The 20,450-nt window shown below is 73.1% G+C and carries 14 protein-coding genes and 1 pseudogene; 6 read left to right on the top strand and 9 right to left on the bottom strand.

What is annotated here, in order from left to right; genetic code table 11:
* Window positions 1-25: 25 nt before the first annotated feature.
* The 6 genes from AOQ37_RS06700 to AOQ37_RS06675 form a co-directional block, all read right to left on the bottom strand.
* Entirely contained in the window at window positions 26-1,483 is a 1,458-nt protein-coding gene (locus AOQ37_RS06700) for a peptidoglycan D,D-transpeptidase FtsI family protein (protein ID WP_062642156.1), read from the bottom strand.
* Window positions 1,480-3,132: an FtsW/RodA/SpoVE family cell cycle protein gene (locus AOQ37_RS06695; RefSeq protein WP_234436824.1), complete on the bottom strand. Its 1,653-nt coding sequence runs from the start codon at window positions 3,130-3,132 to the stop codon at window positions 1,480-1,482. The genes AOQ37_RS06700 and AOQ37_RS06695 overlap by 4 nt, the downstream gene beginning before the upstream one ends.
* A 62-nt stretch (window positions 3,133-3,194) precedes the next feature.
* Complete coding sequence (locus AOQ37_RS40790; RefSeq protein ID WP_062642153.1) at window positions 3,195-4,145, bottom strand: SH3 domain-containing protein; 951 nt, start codon at window positions 4,143-4,145, stop codon at window positions 3,195-3,197.
* A gap of 70 nt (window positions 4,146-4,215) precedes the next feature.
* Window positions 4,216-5,520 carry an ATP-binding protein gene (locus tag AOQ37_RS06685; protein WP_062642152.1) on the bottom strand — a complete coding sequence of 435 codons (1,305 nt, stop codon included), beginning with the start codon at window positions 5,518-5,520 and terminating at the stop codon, window positions 4,216-4,218.
* On the bottom strand, window positions 5,517-6,203 hold the full coding sequence (locus AOQ37_RS06680; RefSeq protein WP_062642504.1) for a hypothetical protein: 687 nt from the start codon (window positions 6,201-6,203) through the stop codon (window positions 5,517-5,519). The genes AOQ37_RS06685 and AOQ37_RS06680 overlap by 4 nt, the downstream gene beginning before the upstream one ends.
* A 336-nt stretch (window positions 6,204-6,539) precedes the next feature.
* Entirely contained in the window at window positions 6,540-7,049 is a 510-nt protein-coding gene (locus tag AOQ37_RS06675; protein ID WP_062642150.1) for a protein-tyrosine phosphatase family protein, read from the bottom strand.
* 111 nt (window positions 7,050-7,160) lie between these two features.
* On the opposite strand from AOQ37_RS06675, the gene AOQ37_RS06670 reads away from it, so the two are divergent.
* Entirely contained in the window at window positions 7,161-7,964 is an 804-nt protein-coding gene (locus tag AOQ37_RS06670) for a nuclease-related domain-containing protein (protein WP_062642148.1), read from the top strand.
* Between the two features lie 958 nt (window positions 7,965-8,922).
* Here the strand turns inward: AOQ37_RS06670 and ligD are convergent.
* Window positions 8,923-9,804, bottom strand: coding sequence for a non-homologous end-joining DNA ligase (ligD, locus tag AOQ37_RS06665; protein WP_062642146.1), 882 nt, complete (start codon window positions 9,802-9,804; stop codon window positions 8,923-8,925).
* Window positions 9,805-9,868: 64 nt separating this feature from the next.
* Between ligD and ku the strand changes: the two genes are divergently transcribed.
* The gene (gene ku, locus AOQ37_RS06660; RefSeq protein WP_445406821.1) at window positions 9,869-11,002 is read left to right on the top strand and encodes a non-homologous end joining protein Ku; all 1,134 of its coding nucleotides are present in this window, start codon (window positions 9,869-9,871) and stop codon (window positions 11,000-11,002) included.
* Window positions 11,003-11,069: 67 nt separating this feature from the next.
* On the opposite strand, the gene AOQ37_RS06655 is transcribed toward ku, so the two are convergent.
* Complete coding sequence (locus AOQ37_RS06655; protein WP_062642502.1) at window positions 11,070-12,476, bottom strand: acyltransferase family protein; 1,407 nt, start codon at window positions 12,474-12,476, stop codon at window positions 11,070-11,072.
* A gap of 644 nt (window positions 12,477-13,120) precedes the next feature.
* On the opposite strand from AOQ37_RS06655, the pseudogene AOQ37_RS38440 reads away from it, so the two are divergent.
* The 4 genes and pseudogenes from AOQ37_RS38440 to AOQ37_RS06635 all read left to right on the top strand — a co-directional run.
* Window positions 13,121-13,653 (top strand): annotated as a pseudogene (locus AOQ37_RS38440) (MFS transporter); the annotation flags it as partial.
* A 198-nt stretch (window positions 13,654-13,851) separates the two neighbouring features.
* On the top strand, window positions 13,852-15,612 hold the full coding sequence (locus tag AOQ37_RS06645) for a glycoside hydrolase family 35 protein (protein WP_062642140.1): 1,761 nt from the start codon (window positions 13,852-13,854) through the stop codon (window positions 15,610-15,612).
* Entirely contained in the window at window positions 15,612-18,266 is a 2,655-nt protein-coding gene (locus AOQ37_RS06640; protein WP_062642139.1) for a beta-galactosidase, read from the top strand. The genes AOQ37_RS06645 and AOQ37_RS06640 overlap by 1 nt, the downstream gene beginning before the upstream one ends.
* A gap of 95 nt (window positions 18,267-18,361) precedes the next feature.
* Complete coding sequence (locus AOQ37_RS06635) at window positions 18,362-19,459, top strand: LacI family DNA-binding transcriptional regulator (RefSeq protein ID WP_062642137.1); 1,098 nt, start codon at window positions 18,362-18,364, stop codon at window positions 19,457-19,459.
* Window positions 19,460-19,496: 37 nt separating this feature from the next.
* On the opposite strand, the gene AOQ37_RS06630 is transcribed toward AOQ37_RS06635, so the two are convergent.
* Complete coding sequence (locus tag AOQ37_RS06630; protein ID WP_062642135.1) at window positions 19,497-20,369, bottom strand: ANTAR domain-containing protein; 873 nt, start codon at window positions 20,367-20,369, stop codon at window positions 19,497-19,499.
* Window positions 20,370-20,450: the final 81 nt, after the last annotated feature.

The raw sequence follows: 20,450 nt of genomic DNA, 5'->3' as shown, positions 1-20,450 counted from the left end.
GACGTGAGCACCGCCTCCGTCACCCTCACGACGTGAGCACGGCCTCCATCACCGCCCGGGCGATCGGCGCCGCCATCCCGCCCCCGGTGATGTCCCCGCGCCGCGCCGACCCGTCCTCCACCACCACCGCGACCGCCACCCTCGGTTCCAAGTCCCGCGCGCCCCGCGCCCAGGAGACGAACCAGGCGTACGGGATCCCCGCGTTGCCGAGACCGTGCTGGGCGGTGCCGGTCTTGCCGCCGACGACCGCGCCGGGGATCGCGGCGTTCGTGCCGGTGCCCTCCCGCACCACGTCCACCATCAGCTCCCGCATCAGCCGTGCCGTCGAGGGGGTCATCGCCTGGTGGGCCGGGCGGGAACCGGCCGTGGCCACCGTGGCGCCGCCCCGCCGTGTCGTCCGCTCCACCAGGTACGGCGTGCGCACCTGCCCGCCGTCGGCCACCGCCGCCGACACCATCGCCATCTGGAGCGGGGTCGCCCGGGTGTTGAACTGGCCGATCGAGGACAGCGCCAGCTGCGCCTGGTCGAGCGAGGTGTCGAAGGTGCTCGGCGCCACGGCGAACGGGATCCGCACGTCGGCGTCGTTGAAGCCGAAGGCCTGCGCCGTCCGGGTCATCTGCGCCAGCCCCGTGTCCACGCCGAGTTTCGCGAACACCGTGTTGCACGACCACACGAAGGCGTCCCGCAGCGGCGCGTCCTCGCAGCCCTCGCCCTCGTTGGTCAGGCCCGTCGTCGTCCCGGGCAGCCGGTAGGGGGCGGGGGAGACGGTCGCCGCGTCGAGGTCGGTGATCACCCCCGCGTCCAGCGCCGCCGCCGCGGTGACCACCTTGAACGTCGACCCCGGCGGATAGGTCTGGCGTGCCGCCCGGTTCAGCATCGGCTTGTCCGGGTCGCCGTTCAGCCGCACCCAGGCCCGTTCGGCCGCGGCGTCGTTGCCGGACAGCAGGGCGGGGTCGTACGAGGGACTCGACACCAGCGCCAGCACCCGCCCCGTCGACGGCTCCACCGCCGCCACGGCGCCCTTGCGCCCGCCGAGCCCCTCGTACGCGGCCTGCTGGGCACGGCGGTTCAGGGTCGTCACCACGTTGCCGCCGGCCGGCCGGCCGTGCGTGACGTCGTTCCACAGCGGGAACGGCGAGAGCATCGGATCGGCGCCCGACAGGACGTCGTCCCCGGTGTGCTCCAGGAGCGTCGTCCCGTACACCTGCGAGGCGAAGCCGGTCACCGGCGCGTACAGCGGCCCGTCGAGGTAGGTGCGCTCGTAGCGCAGCTGCTCACCGGTGTCCCGGGAGCCGGTCACGGGGGCGCCGTCGACCAGGATGTCGCCGCGCGGCTGTGCGTAACGGGCGATGGTGTCACGCCGGTTGGCCGGGTTGTCGTCGTAGGCGCCGGACTGGACGACCTGGACGCGCAGGGCGTTGACCAGCAGTGCCACCAGCAGCAGGGCGCAGAAGACGGCGGCGTGCCGGATGTGCCGGGTCAACCGGGCCTCCGTGGGTCCTCGTCGTGGAGTGGGACGTGCACGGCGTGGGCCGGGTCGCGGGGCGTCCGGTCCGGTGTGTGGCGCGCCGCGTCACGCGATGTGTCCTGCGCCGCGTCACGCGATGTGTCCTGCGCCGCGTCACGCGATGTGTCCTGCGCCGCGTCGCGAGGTGCGTCCTGCGGTGCGTGGCGCGGCCGCCTCGCGGAGTCGCTCACCCGGATCAGCAGCGCCACGATCGCCCAGTTGGTGACGACCGAGGAGCCGCCCTGCGCCAGGAACGGCATCGCCATGCCGGTCAGCGGGATCAACCCGGTCACCCCGCCCGCGATCACGAACACCTGGAGCGCCACGATCGAGGCGAGACCGGTCGCGAGCAGTCGGCCGAAGGGGTCGCGCAAGGAGAGCCCCGCCCGGAAACCGCGCTCCACCAGCAGGCCGTAGAGGAGGAAGAGGGCCGAGAGACCCATCAGGCCCAGTTCCTCGCCCGCCGTCGCCAGGATGAAGTCCGACTTCGCGGCGAAGCCGATGAGGACGGAGTGGCCGAGGCCGAGCCCGGTGCCGGACATCCCGCCGGCCGCGAAGGAGAACAGCGACTGCGCGAGCTGGTTGGGGCCCTCACCGGCCTCGATCGTCGCGAACGGGTGCAGCCAGTCCTCGACCCGGCTGTGCACGTGCGGCTCCAGACGGCCGACGGCGACCGCGCCGAGCGAGGCGAGCAGCAGCCCGACGGCGATCCAGCCGGTGCGGCCGGTGGCGACGTAGAGCATGACCACGAACAGCCCGAAGAAGAGCAGCGACGTGCCGAGGTCCCGCTCCAGGACCAGTACCCCGACGCTCAGCAGCCAGATCGTGACGATCGGGCCGAGGACGCGTCCGGTGGGCAGCTGAAGCCGTTCGAAGCGCCAGATCCTGCGGCCCGCGTACGCCAGCGCCGTGCGGTTGGCCGCCAGGTACGCGGCGAAGAACACCGCCAGCAGCACCTTCGCGAACTCGCCCGGCTGGATGGAGAACCCGGCGATCCGGATCCAGATCCGGGCGCCGTTGACGGCCGGGAAGAGGATCGGCAGCGCGAGCAGGGCGAGCGCGGCGACCACACAGACGTACGCGTACCGCTGGAGCACACGGTGGTCGCGCAGCGCGGCCACGACCAGGATGAACAGGGCCACGCCGAGGGTGGACCACACCAGTTGGGTGGGCGCCGCCCGGTCACCCGGCGTCTCCAGGTCGAGCCGGTAGATCAGCACCAGGCCCATCCCGTTGAGCAGTACCGCGATGGGCAGGAGCAGCGGGTCGGCGCAGGGGGCGCGCAGCCGTACCGCGAGATGCGCCACCAGCGCGAGCACGCCGAGCCCGGCGCCGTAACCGGCGGCGCCGGGCGGGACGGTGCCGTCCTTCGCGAGGCCGACAGCGCAGTAGCCGTACACGGAGAGCAGCACGGCCAGGACGATGAGGGAGAGTTCGACGCCGCGGCGCCGGGGGAGGAGCGCCGCGGGGGCGGGCGCGTCGGCCGCCGCCACGGTGGTCGCGGCCCTGGCACCGCCGGTGCCGGGCCCCGCGTCCGTCCCCGCGTCCGTCCCCGCTCCGGCCGCCGCGCCGTCCGCTGCTCCCGTCCCTGCTCCCGGCCCTGCTCCGACTCCGGCTTTGGTCATGTCCGGAACCTACCTAAATATGGCTCCTTGCGAGCCTTGGACGCTTTCGTGTCAGCGCCGGATCAGCACCAGCGGGGAGATGTTCCGATGGTGTCGATGTAGCGCGCCGAGCCCCAGGCCCAGGTGCCGTCCGTGAGGAGGTACCAGACGGAGTTGCCCTGGACGTTCTGGCCCGGGGTCTTGCAGAAGATCGAGACGACCTCCCCGCGATGGGCCACCCGGATCACCTGGCTGGCCCGGGTGGGCGCACTGCGCAGGAGCAGTTGGCTCGCGGTGACGCGGCCGCGGTAGCGGCGGGAGTCGTTCTGGTTGCCGCTGCCGGACTGCCAGTCACCCCCGCCGGACTGCCAGTCACCTCCGCCGGACTGCCAGTCGCCCCCGCCGGACTGCCAGTCGCCCCCGCCGGACTGCCCGTTCCCGCTCTGGTGACCCTGGCTGTTCTGACCGGACTGGTTGCCCTGGCCGGACTGGTTGTCGCCTTGGCCGCTGCCCTGGTTCTGGTTGCTCTGGCCGCTGCCCTGGTTCTGGTTGCTCTGGCCGCTGCCCTGGTTGCTCTGGCCGCCGCCCTGGTTGCCCTGGCCGCCGGCCTGGTTGTTGCCTTGGCCGCTGCCCTGGTGCTGGTTGCCCTGACCGGACTGGTTCCCCTGGTTGTTGCCCTGGCCTGCACCCTGGTTCTGGTTGCCTTGGCCGTTCTGGCTGTTGCCTTGACCGTGGTTCTGGTTGCCGCCTTGGCCGCCGGTCTGGTTGTTGCCCTGGCCGCCGCCCTGGTTCTGGTTGCCCTGGCCGCCTCCGCCGCCCTGGTTCTGGTTGCCCTGGCCTCCGCCGCCGCTCTGGTTCTGATTGCTCTGGAGGCCGTCACCGCCCTGGTTCTGCCAGTCGGACGCACCGTCGTCCTGGGTGGTGGAGCCGCCGTCCCAGTCGTCGGCGAGGGCCGGGGTGACGGCCGCGGTGGCGGCGAGGGTGCCGGCTGCGGTGAGTATGGCGATGCGTGTGAGAGCGGTACGCAGGGGCATGGCGGTACCTCCATGAAGAGGGCGAAGCTGACTTATCGCCACATTAGGAGCCGTTCGCGCGTGTCGCCCGTCACGCTGCGCCATCGGGGAGGCCGCTCCCCGCAGGAGGTGCCTGAGGGAGCGTCAGCGTCGCCACGGCACCGCCGTCCGGGGCGTTGGTGAACGCCAGCCGGGCACCCAGCACCTCCGCCTGGCCGACCGCGATCGTCAGTCCGAGCCCGTGCCCCCTCGCCCCGCCCTCGGTGCGGAACCGCTGCGGCCCGTGGGTGAGGAGGTACTCCGGATAGCCGTCCCCGTGGTCCCGCACGGTGACCACGGGCCCGTCCACCGTCAGCACGACCGGCGCCCGTCCGTGCCGGTGCGCGTTGGCGAGCAGGTTGCCCACCACCCGCTCGAGACGTCGCCGGTCGGTCTCCACGCGCGCGTCCCGGACGACCGCCACCTCGGTGCCGATCGCCTGGTCCCCGGAGGTGTCCGACGCCTGCGCCGTGCGCACCACCCGGACCGCCAGCGCGCCCAGTTCCTCGGTGTCCAGCTCCAGCCGCTCCCGCCCGGTGTCCAGGCGGGAGATCTCCAGCAGGTCCTCCGTCAGCGTGCGCAGCGCCGCGACCCGGTCGCGGACCAGTTCCGTCGGCCGCCCCGGCGGCAGCAGTTCCGCGGCCGCGTGCAGCCCGGTCAGCGGGGTGCGCAGCTCGTGCGCCACGTCGGCGGTGAACCGCTGCTCGCTCAGCAGCTTGCCCTGGAGCGAGGACGCCATGGAGTCCAGTGCGACGGCGACGGCCCCCACCTCGTCCTGCGGCCGGCCCGGTTCCCTCGTACGGGGGTCGTCCACGCGCGCGTCCAGATCGCCGGCGGTGATCCGCCGGGCCACCTGCGCGGTGGTGTGCAGCCGCCGGGTGACCCGAGTGACCGCGACGGCGCCTACCAGCAGCGTCGCGCCGATGGCCAGGGCCGACGACCACAGGATCGCGGTGTCGAGGGCCTCGATCGTGCGGGCGCTCTGCGAGTAGTCGACCGGGACCGCGAGGGCCCGCGCGCCGTCGACGGGGCCGGCCGCCCACATCGTCGGGCGTCCGCGGTGGTCGGCGACCACCGTGCCGCGCTCCCCGGCCACCGCCAGCGCCCGCAGCGACGCGGGCAGCCCCGGCGGATCGAGGCTCGCGCCCCACCCCAGGGTGTCCCCCGCCTCGAAGGCCGCCGTCGCGTCCTTCAGGCGGGAGAGCGCGAGGTCACGGGCCTGCCCGACGGTCTGGTTCGTCACCGAGACATGCACCAGTACGCCGAGCAGCGCGGCCAGCGCACAGCACATCACCGTGATGAAGACGGCGGCCTTCACGGCGAGCGTGCCGGCCCACGAGGGAAACGCGAGCCTCATCGGCCACTCGCCGACGCGGAGGGCCGGGGTGAGTACGTCCGGGCGCCGGTGCGCAGCATCTCGTCATGGGTGAGGAGCATCGCCCGCTGCTGCTGGTCCCAGGTCCACTGGAGGCGGTACTCGTATCCCGCGACCTCCGAGGGAGCGCGGATGATGACCGACCGCCCGGTCAGCTCGACCCCGCTCACCGCGTCCTCGTAGGCCATGACCTGGACGAGCCGGTCCTTGCGCACGGTGTAGACGCGGACGGCCGTCAGATTGCCCGGCAGCTGCCGGAAGCCCAGCGTCATGTCCTCGTGGCCGTCGCCGGTGAGGTCCCGGTAGTACGCCTTGAGCACGGGGCACCGGCTCCCCGCCGCCCCGCTCCTGCCGCAGTCGGCCATCCGGCGGGCCGTCTCGCTGTACGTCCCCTCGGCGTAGTCGCCCGGATGCGCGGTGATCTCCTTACGGACGACCGCCACTGGGTCCACCTTGCGGATGTCACCGCCGGGCACCGTGATGCCCTTCACCACCTCGGTGTCGACCTCGCCGATGTCGAAGGCGGGACTGGAGGCGGGGGTCAGATCCGGCCAGAGCTTGTCCGGGCTGATCGCCGTCGGTGTCGCCCCGGCGCCCTGAAGCTCCCCCGCGTCACCGCAGCCCACGGCCACCGAGGCCAGCAGGACGACGGCGACGGCGGCGATCCCGCGCCGAGCGGCCCCACGCCGACGGGCCCCACGCCCACCGGTCCCACGCCCACCGGTCCCACTCCGACCGGCCTCGATGGGACGCGCGGCGCGCCAGAGACCGGAGGTACTGAAAGGACTGAAGGTGCTGAAGGGACTGAAAGGGCTAGCGGGACTGGTGGGGCTGGTGGGGCTGGAGGGACAACGGCGGGGCACGGGACTCCTGTGACTCCTCTGGGGATACGGCGACGTCAGGCCCGTACACCTTATTCGTAAGGAAGTCCGTTTTGCGTACTGGTGGGCCGGGGATGGCGAAGCGCTGGAGGTGCCGGGGTCCTGACCATGGCGAAACGATTATTCGGCCAGTTCCTCCAAAAGCCTGGCCGTCGGCAGCCCCGCCCGCAGGTACTCCACGAACAACTCGTTGTGCAGGGCCCACGGTGAGCGCCGCGACCGTATCAGCCGGATCGCCTCGTCGGCCGAGTGCCCCCGGCGTACCAGCGCGTGGGCGATCACCAGGCCCGAGCGGTTGTAGCCGCTGTAGCAGCGGACGAGGACCGTCCGGCCGTCGTCCATCGCGTCCCCCGCCGCCCGCGCCAGCCGGATCACCCCGGTGAGCTGGGTGCCGTCCAGCGGACCGTCCGGAATCGGCCACACCTGATGCAACACCCCGGGATCGGGGCCATGCCCCTGCCGGGCCCGGGTCAGCGTCTGGACGAGATCGAACTCGTCCCGCACCACGGCGAGTTCCAGTTCCCCGGAGCGCCCCCGGAACTCGTGGCCGCCCATCCACAGGCCGGGCACGATCTCGCTCCACGGACGGTCCGGAGGCGGTACGTCGAGTTGCTTCCTGCGGGTCCGCAACGGCGCCTCCCCAAACGCGCTGCCCAGTGCTTGCCCAACTCCCCTTGAAGGTAACCGCCTTCTTGCCCCCGGAGCGCCCCTCCTGTTCCCATGGTCGTGGGGTGATGGTGCATGAACGGACTGCGCGTCATACCGACCTGGCGGCATGGCCAGGAGCGGCTCTACGTCTGTCTCACGGACGGCAGGAACATCGCCTGGTACGACCGTGAGGCGGCCAGGATCAACCTGATCGGGGAGAACCGCAGAGAGGACGTCCTCGAGGCTCTCGGCCCCTTCATCACCGGCCCGGTCACGGTCGGGCCGCCCCCGGTCCCCACATCCGCGGAACTGGCCCGGCTCTCCCTCCACCCGGACGACGACCTGGCCCCCAACCGTCCCGGCGAGGCCCTGCTGATCGACCTGGACCGCGAACCGGGCCCCGCCCACCGCCTCCGGTCCGACCCGCGCAGGCGAGCCCTGGCGGCCGAGCAGACCGTCGGGGTGGCGCTGGACCGTCTCGACGGCGCCGGCTGGCACACCCTGCACTCCCTGCCCCTCCCCGGCGGAGACCGCGTCCACCACCTGGCCATCGGCCCGGCCGGTCTGTTCGCGGTCCACGCGCTGTACGCCCGCAAGCAGCGGGTCCGCATCGCCGACCCGCTGGTCGGCCTGGGCCGCCGCGACCCCGAGCCCCTTCTGCGCCGGGTACGCGCCGACGCCGACCGCGCGTCCCACGCCCTGACGGCCGAGGTCCGCCCCGTACTGGCCCTGGTCGGCCCGACGGACGTCTCCGTCACGACCCCGCCCCGCGAGGTCCGCGTCCTGACCGACACCGACCTCACCGACCTGTCCCGCCTGGGCGGCGTCCTGAAGCCGGCAGACGTGGAAGCCCTCCACGCGATGGCCCGCGACCGCGCGACCTGGACGAGGGTGTGAGCGAGAGAACCGGCCGCGTCGGCCGCTACACCTCCTGAGCCCGGGTGCGAATCCTTCCCCGGTGTCGCTCGTGAGGCCGGGGGATCCTTGCCTGAGCGGCTCGTGGAGATGGGGGGACTCTCCCGTGCGGACCCGTGAGTCCCGTGAGGACGGGGGAATCCTTGGCCCGTGGGCCCGTGGGCCCGTGGGTCCGTGGGTCCGTGGGTCCGTGAGCCCGTGAGGCCCGTGAGGACTGGGGGATCCTTGGCCTGTGCGGCCTGTGCGGCCTGTGCGGCCTGTGCGGCCTGTGCGGCCTGTGGGGGTCCATGAGGACGGGGAGATCTTTGGCCTGCGGCCTGCGCGGCCCGTGCGGCTCATGAGTACCGGGGGATGCTTTGCCCGTGTGGCCCATGAGCACGGGGTGGATCCATCGGCCCGCGCGGCTCCGCAGGGCGAGGGGGCGGATCCTTCATCCCCGGGGTGGTCACTCAGCCCGTCCGGCGATTGAGGACGAGGCCGTCCAGGCCGAAACGGGGGCCAGGGGGCGGAGCCCCCTGAGGGCGGGGGTCGAAGGGGCAGCGCCCCTGGCGAGGATGGGACGGGTAGGGGCGGCGGGGGCGAGAGAGACCGTTGGGCGGGGGAGAGCGAGCAGGCAGGAGAAGAGGGGCCGGGCCCGAGGAGAAGACCTGGGCCGGAGAAGGGCGAGCGGGCCGCAGGTCGCGAGCAGGCCGGGAGAGGAGAGCCGGACCGGAGAATGCGGGCCGGGCCGGAGAATGCGGGCCGGGCCGGAGAATGCGGGCCGGGCCGGAGAAGAATCCCCAGGGGCAAGGAGAGGGGCAGGGCCGGAGGAGAGCCGGCGGGCCGCAGGCCGAGCGGGACCGGGAAGAGCCGGCGGGCCGCAGGCCGAGCGGGACCGGGAAGAGCCGGCGGGCCGCAGGCCGAGCCGGGCCGGGGAGAAGGACCGGACCCGGGGGTCAGATCACGGCACCGCCCCCGCCCGCCCCGCATCGAGCAACCCCGCCAACAGATCCCCGAAATCCTGAACCCGCGGAGCGATGTCCGACGCCGAGAACGTCAGCGTCCCCACCGACCGACACTCCTCCACCTCCCCCCACGTGACCGGCGCCGACACCGTCGGCTCAGCCCGCGCCCGCAACGTGTACGGCGCCGCCGTCGTCTTCCGCGCCGCGTTCTGACTCCAGTCCACGAACACCTTCCCCGGCCGCAGACTCCGCGTCATCCGGTGCAGAACCAGCCGCGGCATCACCCGCTCCGCCTCCACGGCCAGCTGCTTCGCGTACTCCGTGACCCGTTCGGAGGACGCCCCCCGCACCGCCGCCAGCAGATGCAGCCCCTTCGACCCGGACGTCTTCGGCCACGCCTCGATCCCGTCCGCCGCGAGCCGTTCCCGCAGCCACACCGCGACCTCACAGCACTCGACGACGGTCGCGGGCGGCCCCGGATCGAGGTCGAGGACGAGCCGGTCGGCGACAGCGGGATCCTGGATCACCCACTGGGGCGTATGGAACTCCGTGACGAGGTTCGCCGCCCAGACCAGACTCGGCAGATCCTGCACGACCACCATCCGCGCGGGCCCCTCCGACCGGGGCACCTCGGCGGTGGTGACCCATTCGGGCGTCCCCGGCGGCACGTTCTTGGCGAAGAAGACCTGCCCGTCGGGCCCGTCCGGGTAGCGCAGGAAGGACAGCGGCCGGTCGCGCAGATGGGGGAGCAGCGCGTCGGCGACGGTCGCGTAGTAGTGCAGCACCTCGCCCTTGGTGAAGCCGGTCGCCGGATACAGCACCTTCTCCAGATTGCTGAGCGCGAGCCGTCTCCCCTCCACCTCAGTGATCGGCGTCATACGATGAGAATCACATGAAACCATCACATAAGGCTCATTCAGGATATTCAGGAGGGTGCTGCACGTGAGATCCATCTGGAACGGCGCCATCTCCTTCGGCCTCGTCAGCATCCCGATCAAGCTGGTGAACGCCACCGAGAGCCACTCGATCTCCTTCCGCCAGATCCACACGGAGGACGGCGGCCGCATCCGCTACCGCAAGGTGTGCGAGCTGGAGGACCGCGAGGTGAGCTCGGCCGAGATCGGCAAGGGCTGGGAGGACGCGGACGGCACGATCATCCCGATCACCGACGAGGACCTGTCCCATCTGCCGCTGCCGACCGCGAAGACCATCGAGATCGTGGCCTTCGTCCCGGCCGACCGGATCGACCCGCTCCAGATGGACGCCGCCTACTACCTCCAGGCGGGCGGTGCGCCGGCGGCGAAGCCGTACACGCTGCTCAGGGAGGCCCTGAAACGCAGCCACAAGGTGGCGATCGCGAAGTACGCCCTGCGCGGCCGTGAGCGCCTCGGGATGCTCCGCGTGGTCGGCGAGGCGATCGCCATGCACGGTCTGCTCTGGCCGGACGAGGTCCGCGCACCGGAAGGCGTGGCCCCGGAGACCTCGGTCACCGTCCGCGACAAGGAACTCGACCTCGCGGACGCCCTGATGGACACCCTCGGCGAGGTCGACCTGGAGGACCTGCACGACGAGTACCGCGAGGCGGTGGAGGAGGTCGTGGCGGCGAAGGCGGCCGGCGAGACACCCCCCGAGGCCCCGTCCGCGCCGTCCAGTGGCAAGGTGCTGGACCTGATGGCGGCCCTGGAGAAGAGCGTGCGGGCGGCGAAGAAGTCACGCGGCGAGGAACCGGAGAAGGCCGCTTCGGAGGCGGAGGAGGAGACCGACCAGGAGGCGGACCAGGAAACGGGTTCGGCGGCCGAGGTCAGACACCTCTCGCAGCGCAGGTCGGCCCGTACGGCGCCCAAGGGGACGGGCGGCAAGAAGTCGACCTCGACGTCGACGGCGAAGAAGACCACGGCGGCCCCGAGGAAGTCGACCGCGAAGACGGCCAAGTCGACGCAGTCGGCGAAGAAGACGGCGGCGTCGAAGAGCACGGCGGCGTCGAAGAGCACGGCCAAGAAGGCCACCGCGAAGAAGACGACGGCGAAGAAGTCGGCCGCGAAGAAGACGACGACGGCCCGCAAGCGCACAGCCTGACACCGCCCTACCGAGACCGGCCGCACCGCCCTACCGACACCGCCCTACCGAGACCGGCCGCACCGCCCTACCGAGCGACACCACCCGCCCCCGGCACCATCACGCCCCCCGGGACCGTCGCGGCGCCCCCCTCGACCGGCGTGCCCCCTTCGCTTCCGTCGGCCCGGCGAGGGAAGGCCACGCACAGCGTGCCCACTCCCAGTCCCACGGCCGGCCACGCCGGGAACTCGCCGCCGTACGCGAACCCGTGCCCCGCGAAATAGGTCAGCGCCCAGACGCTCACCCCGAGGCCGGCCCATATGCGCCAGGCCGCCGCTCCCCGGATCCCCGCGCCGGGCCGTACACGCGGCTCCACGGCGGCCAGCCTCCGCTCCAGCGGTCGCAAGGCCCACACCACCCCCACCAGGACACTCCCCAGCACCAGCAGCCACGGCACCCGTAGGGCCCACCAGCCCGCCGAGCCGTAGCGGGGTTCGGGGGCGAGCCCGGTCAAGTAGAAGGCGGCGGCGACGATCAGCACCGGCAGCATGTGCCAGAGGTAGAGCGCCATGCTGCCGGCCCCCAGCACCCGCACGGCCCGCCGCACCCTCGCCCGCTCCAGTACCCGTCGTATCAGCGGCGCGACCAGCAGAGCCGTCCCGACCTGCGCCAGGCTCCACGCCAGCATGGCAGCCGACGGCGGATCGGTGTTGCTCAGTTTCTCCCCGGTCACCAGGATCAGGCTGACGGGGAACGGCCCGGGCCCGACGAGCAGGGCGAACCCCGCCCCGCCCCCCGCCGCCAGGGCCAGCGCCCGGCCGTGCCCACGCGGCGGCGTCCCCCCGGCGCCGCCCAGCAGCCCGTCCCGCCAGCAGAAACCGAGCTGGTAGACGACACCCCACACGAGCAGGTAGTTGAGCGCCCCGATCGCCTCGACGGCCGGACCGCGCGAGGACGCGTCGCCCGCCGCCATGAGCGCGCCGACGCCGAGCGCCACCACGCCCATGCCCACGGGCACGCGCACCCCCCACCGTTCGTGAAGGGTGTACAGCATCAGCGTCAGGGCGCTGAGCAGCAGATACACCGGCAGGAACCAGAACTGCATGGCCATCGCCCAGCCCACCAGCGCGAGGGTGGCGCGGTCCACGCCGAGCGCGGAGCACACCCCGACGGCGAGCAGCACGAGGCCGCTGTACACCGCCGTGGGCAGCAGCAGCCGCACGGCACGCTGCCCCACCCATCCCGCGGCACTCCCACCCGAGTCCCGGGCCCGTGCCCAGGAGCCCGCGGCGGCATGCCCACCGGCGAGGAAGAACAGCGGCATGATCTGGAAACCCAGGGTCAGCCACTGGGTCCAGGGCACGGACGCCAGCAGCTCCGGGGCGGTGATCTCACCGTCCGGATGCCTGACCAGCCCGGTGATCAGCCAGTGGCCCAGCACGACGAGCAGGATCGCCCACGCGCGCAGGAAGTCGACGTACCGGTCTCGGCTCATGGACCGCATGCTGCCCACCCCCCAACGCCCCTACGGCGACTAGTCCTTGTCGCAACCAAGCCGTACCCGGGGCGACACCCTCCGGTGCCGCCAGTGCACCGTCGGCGCGCCCGCCGGCGCGGCACGGCCTCCCCCTCCGCACGGCATCGCACGCTTAGGTTGGGAGCGCACTTCGACCGTGCCCCCATGCTGACAGCCACCACTGACAACGCCCCCGGCCCCAGCCCAGCCGGCCCCAGTAGCTCCCGGCCCCGGCCCCCACCGGCCCCAGTAGCCCCTGGCCCCGTCCGCCCCAGCCCCCGGCCCGGCTCCTGAGCGCTGCCCCGGCCCTCACCGGCCCGGGCCCCCGGCCCCGCCCTCGCAGGCCAGGCCCCTGGCCCCTGACCCCTGACCCCGCCCCCCAATCCAAGAGCGCCGCCCACGCGCCCGGCATCTTGACGGGCTGAATGTTACCGGTAACATAATTGCCCGTCGGAGCATCACCCGCACGCCCACGAAGAGGTGGGCCGTCCGCCCCTGGAGCCCGCGTGACCGACCACCCCACGGCACAGCACGCCCCGGCTCCCGCCCCCGCTCCGGCCTTTTCCGTCGCCCCCGGCCCGGTCTTCACCACGTCCGCCGTGGTCGCCTCCTGCGTCGGCTTCATGCTCATCGGCGCTCTTCAGGCGTTCTACGGCCCCGCGATCCCGGCTCTGCGGGGAGTTCGGACTCTCGCCCTCCGCCGCCGGGCTCGGGCTCAGCGCGCACTTAGTCGGCGGGGTCGCCGGAGTCCTGCTCTTCGACCGGTTGTACGGCCGTACCGGCAACCGGCGGATCCTGGCAGCCTCGTATCTGCTGATGGCCGTCGGCGCGGCGGGCTTCGCGGTCGCACCGAACTGGCCCCTGGCCCTCACCTCGTCGCTCCTCGCGGGCCTCGGCTTCGGCGGCATCGACTACGGCCTTCATCGCACCGACCTTCCCCACCGGACTGCCCTGGCTGCACCGGGCCGCCCCGCACGCCCGCCGGGCCGGTGCGGTCGTCATCGCCGCGTCCTTGCTGGGCGGCGTCGCCGCGGGTCCCGCCCTCGGCAAGGTCATCGAGTGGTCCGGCGTCCGAGCGGTCCCCCTCCTCCTCGCAGCGGTCTCCGCCGTCTGCCTCGCGGCCACCCTCCGGCTGACCCGGGCCACCCACCCGAAACCGGCGACATGCCCCCCCCGGCCGTCCGGCAGCGCACCCACCTGCGCGTGCACGACCACAACCACAACCAAGAGCAAGCCCAAGCCCGAGCGCGAGCCCGAACTCAGGCCCAAGCCCGAGCACGAGCCCGAACTCAGGCCCGAGCCCAAACCCCAGCGCACGCTCCGTACGTCCGCCCGCATCGACGAAGGGACCCGCATGCCGGCCCTGACCACGACCTCCGACGGTTTCCTCCTGCACGGTGAACCGTTCCGCATCCTCTCCGGCGCCCTGCACTACTTCCGCGTCCACCCCGACCAGTGGGCCGACCGGCTGCGCAAGGCCCGCCTCATGGGCCTGAACACGGTCGAGACGTACATCCCGTGGAATCTCCACCAGCCCGAACCCGGCACCCTCGTCCTCGACGGACTCCTCGACCTGCCCCGCTTCCTGCGACTGGCCGCCGCCGAGGGCCTGCGCGTCCTCCTCCGCCCCGGTCCCTTCATCTGCGCCGAGTGGGACGGCGGCGGTCTGCCGCACTGGCTCACCACCGCCCCCGACATCCGCCTGCGCACCAGCGACCCCCGCTTCACCGACATCGTGGACCGCTACCTCGACCTCCTCCTCCCGCCGCTCCTGCCGCACATGGCGGCGCGGGGCGGTCCGGTCATCGCCGTACAGGTGGAGAACGAGTACGGCGCCTACGGCGACGACATCGCCTACCTGGAGCACCTCGAGCACGCGTTGCGCTCACGCGGCGTCGAGGAACTCCTCTTCACCTGCGACCAGACCGACGGCGATCACCTCAAGAACGGCGTGCTGCCCGGCGTCCTCGCCACCGGCACGTTCGGCAGCCGTGTGGAGCAGTCCCTCCAGCGGCTCCGCGAGGCACAGCCCGAAGGGCCCCTGATGTGCGGGGAGTTCTGGATCGGCTGGTTCGACCACTGGGGCGGTCCGCACCACGGAAGGGACGCCGAGGACGCCGCCGCCGACCTCGACCGGCTTCTCTCGGCGGGCGCCTCCGTCAACATCTACATGTTCCACGGAGGCACCAACTTCGGTCACACCAACGGCGCCAACCACCACCACGCCTACGTGCCGACCGTCACCTCCTACGACTACGACGCCCCGCTCACCGAGAGCGGCGACCCGGGACCGAAGTACCACGCCTTCCGTGAGGTCATCGCCCGCCACGCCCCGGTCCCGGACGAGCCGGTGCCCGCCCCCTCGCCCAAACTCCCGCCGGTCACCGTCCGGTTGACCCACCGCGCCCCGCTCCTGTCCCTCGCGGACCGCCCGGTGCGCGCCACGGACCCCCGTTCCGCGGACGAGCTGGGCCAACGGGCCGGATTCACGCTGTACCGGACCACCGTCCCCGTCCCCGCCGCCGGGACCGGCCTGCTGCACTTCGCCGGCGGAGTGGGCGACCGCGCCCAGGTCTTCCTCGACGGCGCCCCCGCGGGCGTCCTCGAACGCGAGCGCTACGAGGAGACCCTGCCCGTCCACGTCCCCCGCCCCGACGCCGTACTCGAGGTCCTCGTGGAGAACATGGGCCGGGTCAACTACGGCCCCCGCATCGGCGTCCCCAAGGGCCTGCTCGGCCCGGTCACCCTCGACGGCACGCCCCTGCACGGCTGGGACTCCCACGCGCTGCCCCTGGACGACGTACCGGTCACCGCCGCCTTCGCCCCCGCCGAGAGCCCCACCTGCGCGGAACCCGCCCTCCACCGCGGCACGTTCGAGGTGCGGGCCCCCGCCGACACCTTCCTCGCCCTCCCCGGCTGGACGAAGGGCCAGGCATGGGTCAACGGGTTCTCCCTCGGCCGCTACTGGAGCCGCGGTCCGCAGCGCACCCTCTACGTCCCGGCCCCCGCCCTGCGGCCCGGCGTCAACGAGCTGGTCGTCCTCGAACTGCACGGCACCACCACCCTCGACGCCCGGCTCACCGACACCCCCGACCTCGGCCCGGCGGGCTCCTGATGCGGCACCGGGTGAGCGTTCCGCCCCACGCCGGGCCGCCACTGCGAGGCCATCTCCCCTTCGCCGACGCCCCCACCGCCGCCGACCCCATCGAAGTGACCAGCCGCTGGCTGACCAGGGGCGGCCGGCCCTGGTTCCCGGTCTCGGGGGAGTTCCACTACTCCCGGTACCCGGCCCGGGAGTGGGAGGAGGAACTGCTGAAGATGAAGGCGGGCGGCGTCACGGTCGTCGCCTCGTACGTCATCTGGATCCACCACGAGGAGACCGAGGGCCGCGTCCGCTTCGACGGCGACCGCGACCTGCGCCGCTTCGCCCGGCTCTGCGCCCGGCACGGCCTGGACTTCGTCCCCCGCATCGGCCCGTGGTCCCACGCGGAGGTGCGCAACGGCGGCCTCCCCGACTGGGTCCTCGCCCGCACCACGGCCCCTCGCACCGACGACCCGGCGTACCTGAGCGCCGTCCGCCCCTGGTGGGCGGCGATCGCGTCGCAACTGGACGGCCTCGACCGCGCCCACGACGGCCCGATCGTCGCGATCCAGATCGAGAACGAGCTCTACGACCGGCCCGGCCATCTGCGCACCCTCAAGCGCACGGCCCAGGAAGCCGGCCTCCGCGCCCCGCTCTGGACCTCGACCGCATGGGGCGGGGTCCAGCTCCCCGACGACGAGTTGCTCCCCCTCCACGGCGGCTACCCCGAGGCCTTCTGGACCGAGGCCGACGGCGGCTGGCCAGACACCTGCCGCAAGCACTTCTTCTTCACCCACCAACGCGACGACGAGGGCATCGGCGCCGACCTGCGCCCGACGACCGTACGCGGCACGGCTGCCGACACCCACGCGGACAGGTTCCCCTGGGCCACGTGCGAGTTGGGCGGCGGCATGGCCGTCGCCTACCACCGCCGCCCGCGCGTCGACGCCGCCGACATCGGCGCCCTCGGCCTCACGAAGATCGGCTGCGGCTCGGTCTGGCAGGGCTACTACATGTTCCACGGCGGCACCAACCCGACGGGCGAGCGGACGACCCTCCAGGAGTCCCACGCCACGGCCTACCCCAACGACCTGCCCGTCCTCACGTACGACTTCCAGGCGCCCCTCGGCGAGTACGGCCAGTACCGCCCCTCCTACGACGAACTCCGCCTCCAGCACCTGCTCCTGGCCGACTTCGGCGAACTGATCGCCCCCATGCGGTCGGTGCTGCCGGACCGCCTGCCGCGAGACCAGTACGACCGCGACACCCTGCGCTGGGCGGTCCGCGGTGACGGGCACGCCTCGGGCTTCCTCTTCGTCACCAACCACCAGCCCCACGAGCCGCTCCCGGAGCACCCGGACACCAGCTTCACGGTCGGCTTCCCCGAGGCCCCGCCCCTCACCCTCCCCAGCACCCCCGTCACCGTCCCCGCGGGCGCGTACTTCTGCTGGCCCCTGCGCCTCGACGTGGCGGGCCTGCGCCTGGACTGGGCCACCGCCCAGCCGGTCTGCACGATCGTGGACGACGACGGCCGTACGGTCCTGGTCCTGGCGGCGACGGACGGCATCGAGCCCGAACTGGCCCTGGACGCGACGACGGTGAGGTCCGTCGCCACCCCGCCGGGCACGAACGTCACCACCGTGACCGACGGACACGACGGCGGCGACGGCGACGAAGACGGCGACCGCATCCTGATCACCGGCCTGCGCCCCGGCACCGACGCCCTGGTCGAGACGGAGACACCGGCCGGCGACCAGGTGGCCCTCCTGGTGCTGGACGCCGCCACCGCCCGCACCGCCTACCGGGGCGAGGCCTGGGGCGCGCGACGGCTCGTCCTGTGCGCCGGGGGAGTGGTCTTCGACCCGACGACCGGCGAGGTACGCATCCACCCCCGCCCCTCGGCCGACGGGAACGACCGCGACGACGGCTACGAGGGGAACGACGGGGACGACGGGGACGACGGGGACGACGGGGACGACGGGGACGACGAGAACGGCAGGGCCCCTTCCCTCTCCGTCCTCCCGGCGCCGCACCGGCCGCCGACGGCAGCCGGTGCCGCCGTGAAGGAGAGCCGGGACGGCGCCCTGACCCGCTACACACTCGTCCCGGACGAGGATGTGCCCACCGCGCCCGCCCCCACCCTGACCGCGATCCGCCCGGCGGGCCCGCCGCCGGCCCCGAGGACGGGCGTACAGGGCCGCGCGAGCGCCCCCGCGGACGAGCACTACGACACCGCAGCCGCCGTCTACCGCGTCGACGTACCGGGATTCCGCCCCGCCCCACCCGCAGGCGGTGTCGATGTGCCGCCGTCCCGCCCCGCCGTACCGCCGTCCCGCACCGACACCCCGCCCCCGCCCCCGCGCTCGACCCTGCACACGCCCCCAGCCCCAGCCCCACCCCCACCCCCGCCCTTGCCCGGATCCGACCTGCTGCGCCTGCGCTGGACCGGCGACGTGGCCCGCGCCTACGTGGGGGACACGCTGGTCGCCGATCAGTTCTTCACGGGCCGCCCCTGGGACATCGCGCTCGACCGGCTCCCGCCCGGCGAGCCCCTCACCCTGAGGATCCTGCCGCTCGCCGCCGACGCGGCCGTCCACCTCCCCGATGACCCGCCGGCGGCCGGGATCGCCGAGGTCCGGCACGTCGAACGGATCACCACCCGCACCTGGAGGCTCGGCACGACCTGACCCCCGACCGCCCGACCGCCCGGCCTATCCTGTGGGTCCGCCGGGCGGCCCCGTGGGACCGGCCCCGGACCAGTCCCGAGGAAGAAGCCCCCACCATGACCCGAAGCGCCGCCGACGGCCCGGCCGGCCCGGCGAGCAGGGGACGCAGCAGACGCAACTTCGCGGGCTCGCGTCCGGTCATGGACGACGTCGCCAAACTGGCCGGAGTCTCCAAGCAGACGGTCTCCCGGGTGCTCAACGACCACCCCGCCGTCCGCCCCGAGACCCGTGAGGCGGTCCGGGCGGCCATGCGCACGCTCGGCTACCGCCCCAGCAGCAGCGCCCGCTCACTGGCCAGCGGCCGTACCCGGATGCTCGGCGTGATCTCCTTCGACGCGGCCCGCTACGGACCCGCCTCGACCCTCACCGCCATCAACACGGCGGCACAGGAGGCCGGTTACCTGGTGAGTTCGATCGCGCTGGACACCGCCGACCGCGACACCGTGGTGCGGGCCGCGGACCGGCTGTCGGCGGAGGGCGCGGACGGCGTGATCGCGATCGCGCCCCAGGTCCGGGTGGCCAGAGCCCTGGCCGAGGCCCACCTCGACACCCCGTTGGTCGTCATGGACAACGAGCTGGGGGACGGCACCCCCATGGTCACCTCGGACGCCCGCACCGGCGCCCACAAGGCCACGCGGCACCTTCTCTCCCTCGGCCACGCCACCGTCCACCACCTGGCGGGTCCGACGGGCTGGACCTCGGCGGACCGCCGGGCGGAGAGCTGGCGGGCCACCCTGGAAGCGGCGGGAGCCGAGGTGCACCCGCCGCTCATCGGCGACTGGAGCGCCGACTCCGGCTACGACCTGGGCCGCGAACTCGCCAAGGACCCGTCCGTCACGGCGATCTTCGTGTCGAACGACCAGATGGCCCTGGGCGTCCTGCGCGCCCTGTACGAGGCGGGCCGCCGGGTCCCCGAGGACGTCAGCGTCGTCGGCTACGACGACATCCCCGAGGCCGCCCACTTCCTCCCGCCGCTCACCACGATCCGCACGGACTTCACGGACATCGGCACGATCGCCCTGCGCATCCTGCTGGACCGCATCGACAGCCCGTCGACCCCCACGAGCCCGCTCACGCTCGTCCCCGTCGACCTGTGCGTCCGCCACAGCACCACCGGCCCACGCCGATGGACCGCCCCCGCTGTACCCGCCTGACCGGCCCCGCTTGCCGGACCGGCCTGAGCGGCAGCGCTCAAGCGGGGGTGCCCCGCACGGCCGCGGCATGGACATGTTCCAGGGCGTCCAGCACGACGGTGTTCCAGTGCCAGGCCAGCCACCGCCCGACGTCGTTGCCCGTCTGCCGGAGCGCGGCCAGCTCGGCCCGGGTGAACCCGGCCAGCGGCCGCTCGTGATGCGAGGACACCATCCCCAGCGGCACCCCCATCCGGTTCACCAGCGGAAGGCTGTGCGCGGCCCGGCTGCCGGTCTGGAGAATGGCGTGGCGGGAGGCCTCGTCGAACACCGGCGCCGACTCCACGTCCCGCACGGTGACCTGCCGACGTTGACCGGCCGCCTGCGCGCAGGACGTGGTCGGACCGTCGACGAACGCGAAGAAATCGCAGAAATACCGGTTCAGACCGGTGTGCTTGGCCAGGCGGAGCCGACCCCGCTCGCTCAGCTGGACGTTGCCCATGGGCGTCTGGGTGATCGACAGCACCCGCTGGAGGGCCGCCGCGACGACCGCGCCCTGGCTGGTGCCGTGGCCGCGTTCCACCGGCAGCCCGGGGAGCGCGGGCGGTCCGCGCCGCACCCGGCCGGGGAACCACAGTTCGGCGTCGGCGTCGGGCCCGGGTGTGCGTACGACGGCGTCGGCGAGCGTGGAGAGCTTGATGTTGAACTGCTGGGAGGCGCCCTTCAGCAGCGTGAACGCCTCGTCGGTGGAGCCGAGGCCGTAGCGCTGGAGCAGCACGCCTTCGGCGCGGGCGACTCCGGCGCGGCCGTACATCCGGTTGCGCAGATCAAGATCATCCTGCTGCCATCGCCGGGCGCTCACCTGTCCGTCCCCGGAGCCACGGACGTCCACCCCCGGGCCTGCGTCGGCCGGGTGCCGGGGCGACTGGCTCATACCAAAGGCTCCAATCCGGGGTGAGTACGGGCGACGGACAGCGGCGACCCGGCGGGCACCTCACCGGCCCACCCCTCCTCA

Origin of the sequence: Streptomyces maremycinicus, assembly GCF_001184025.1 — a bacterium.
GTDB classification, from domain to species: domain Bacteria; phylum Actinomycetota; class Actinomycetes; order Streptomycetales; family Streptomycetaceae; genus Streptomyces; species Streptomyces maremycinicus.
The sequence above is the reverse complement of the archived record's forward strand: the minus strand, read 5'-3'. Positions and strand labels throughout refer to the sequence as shown.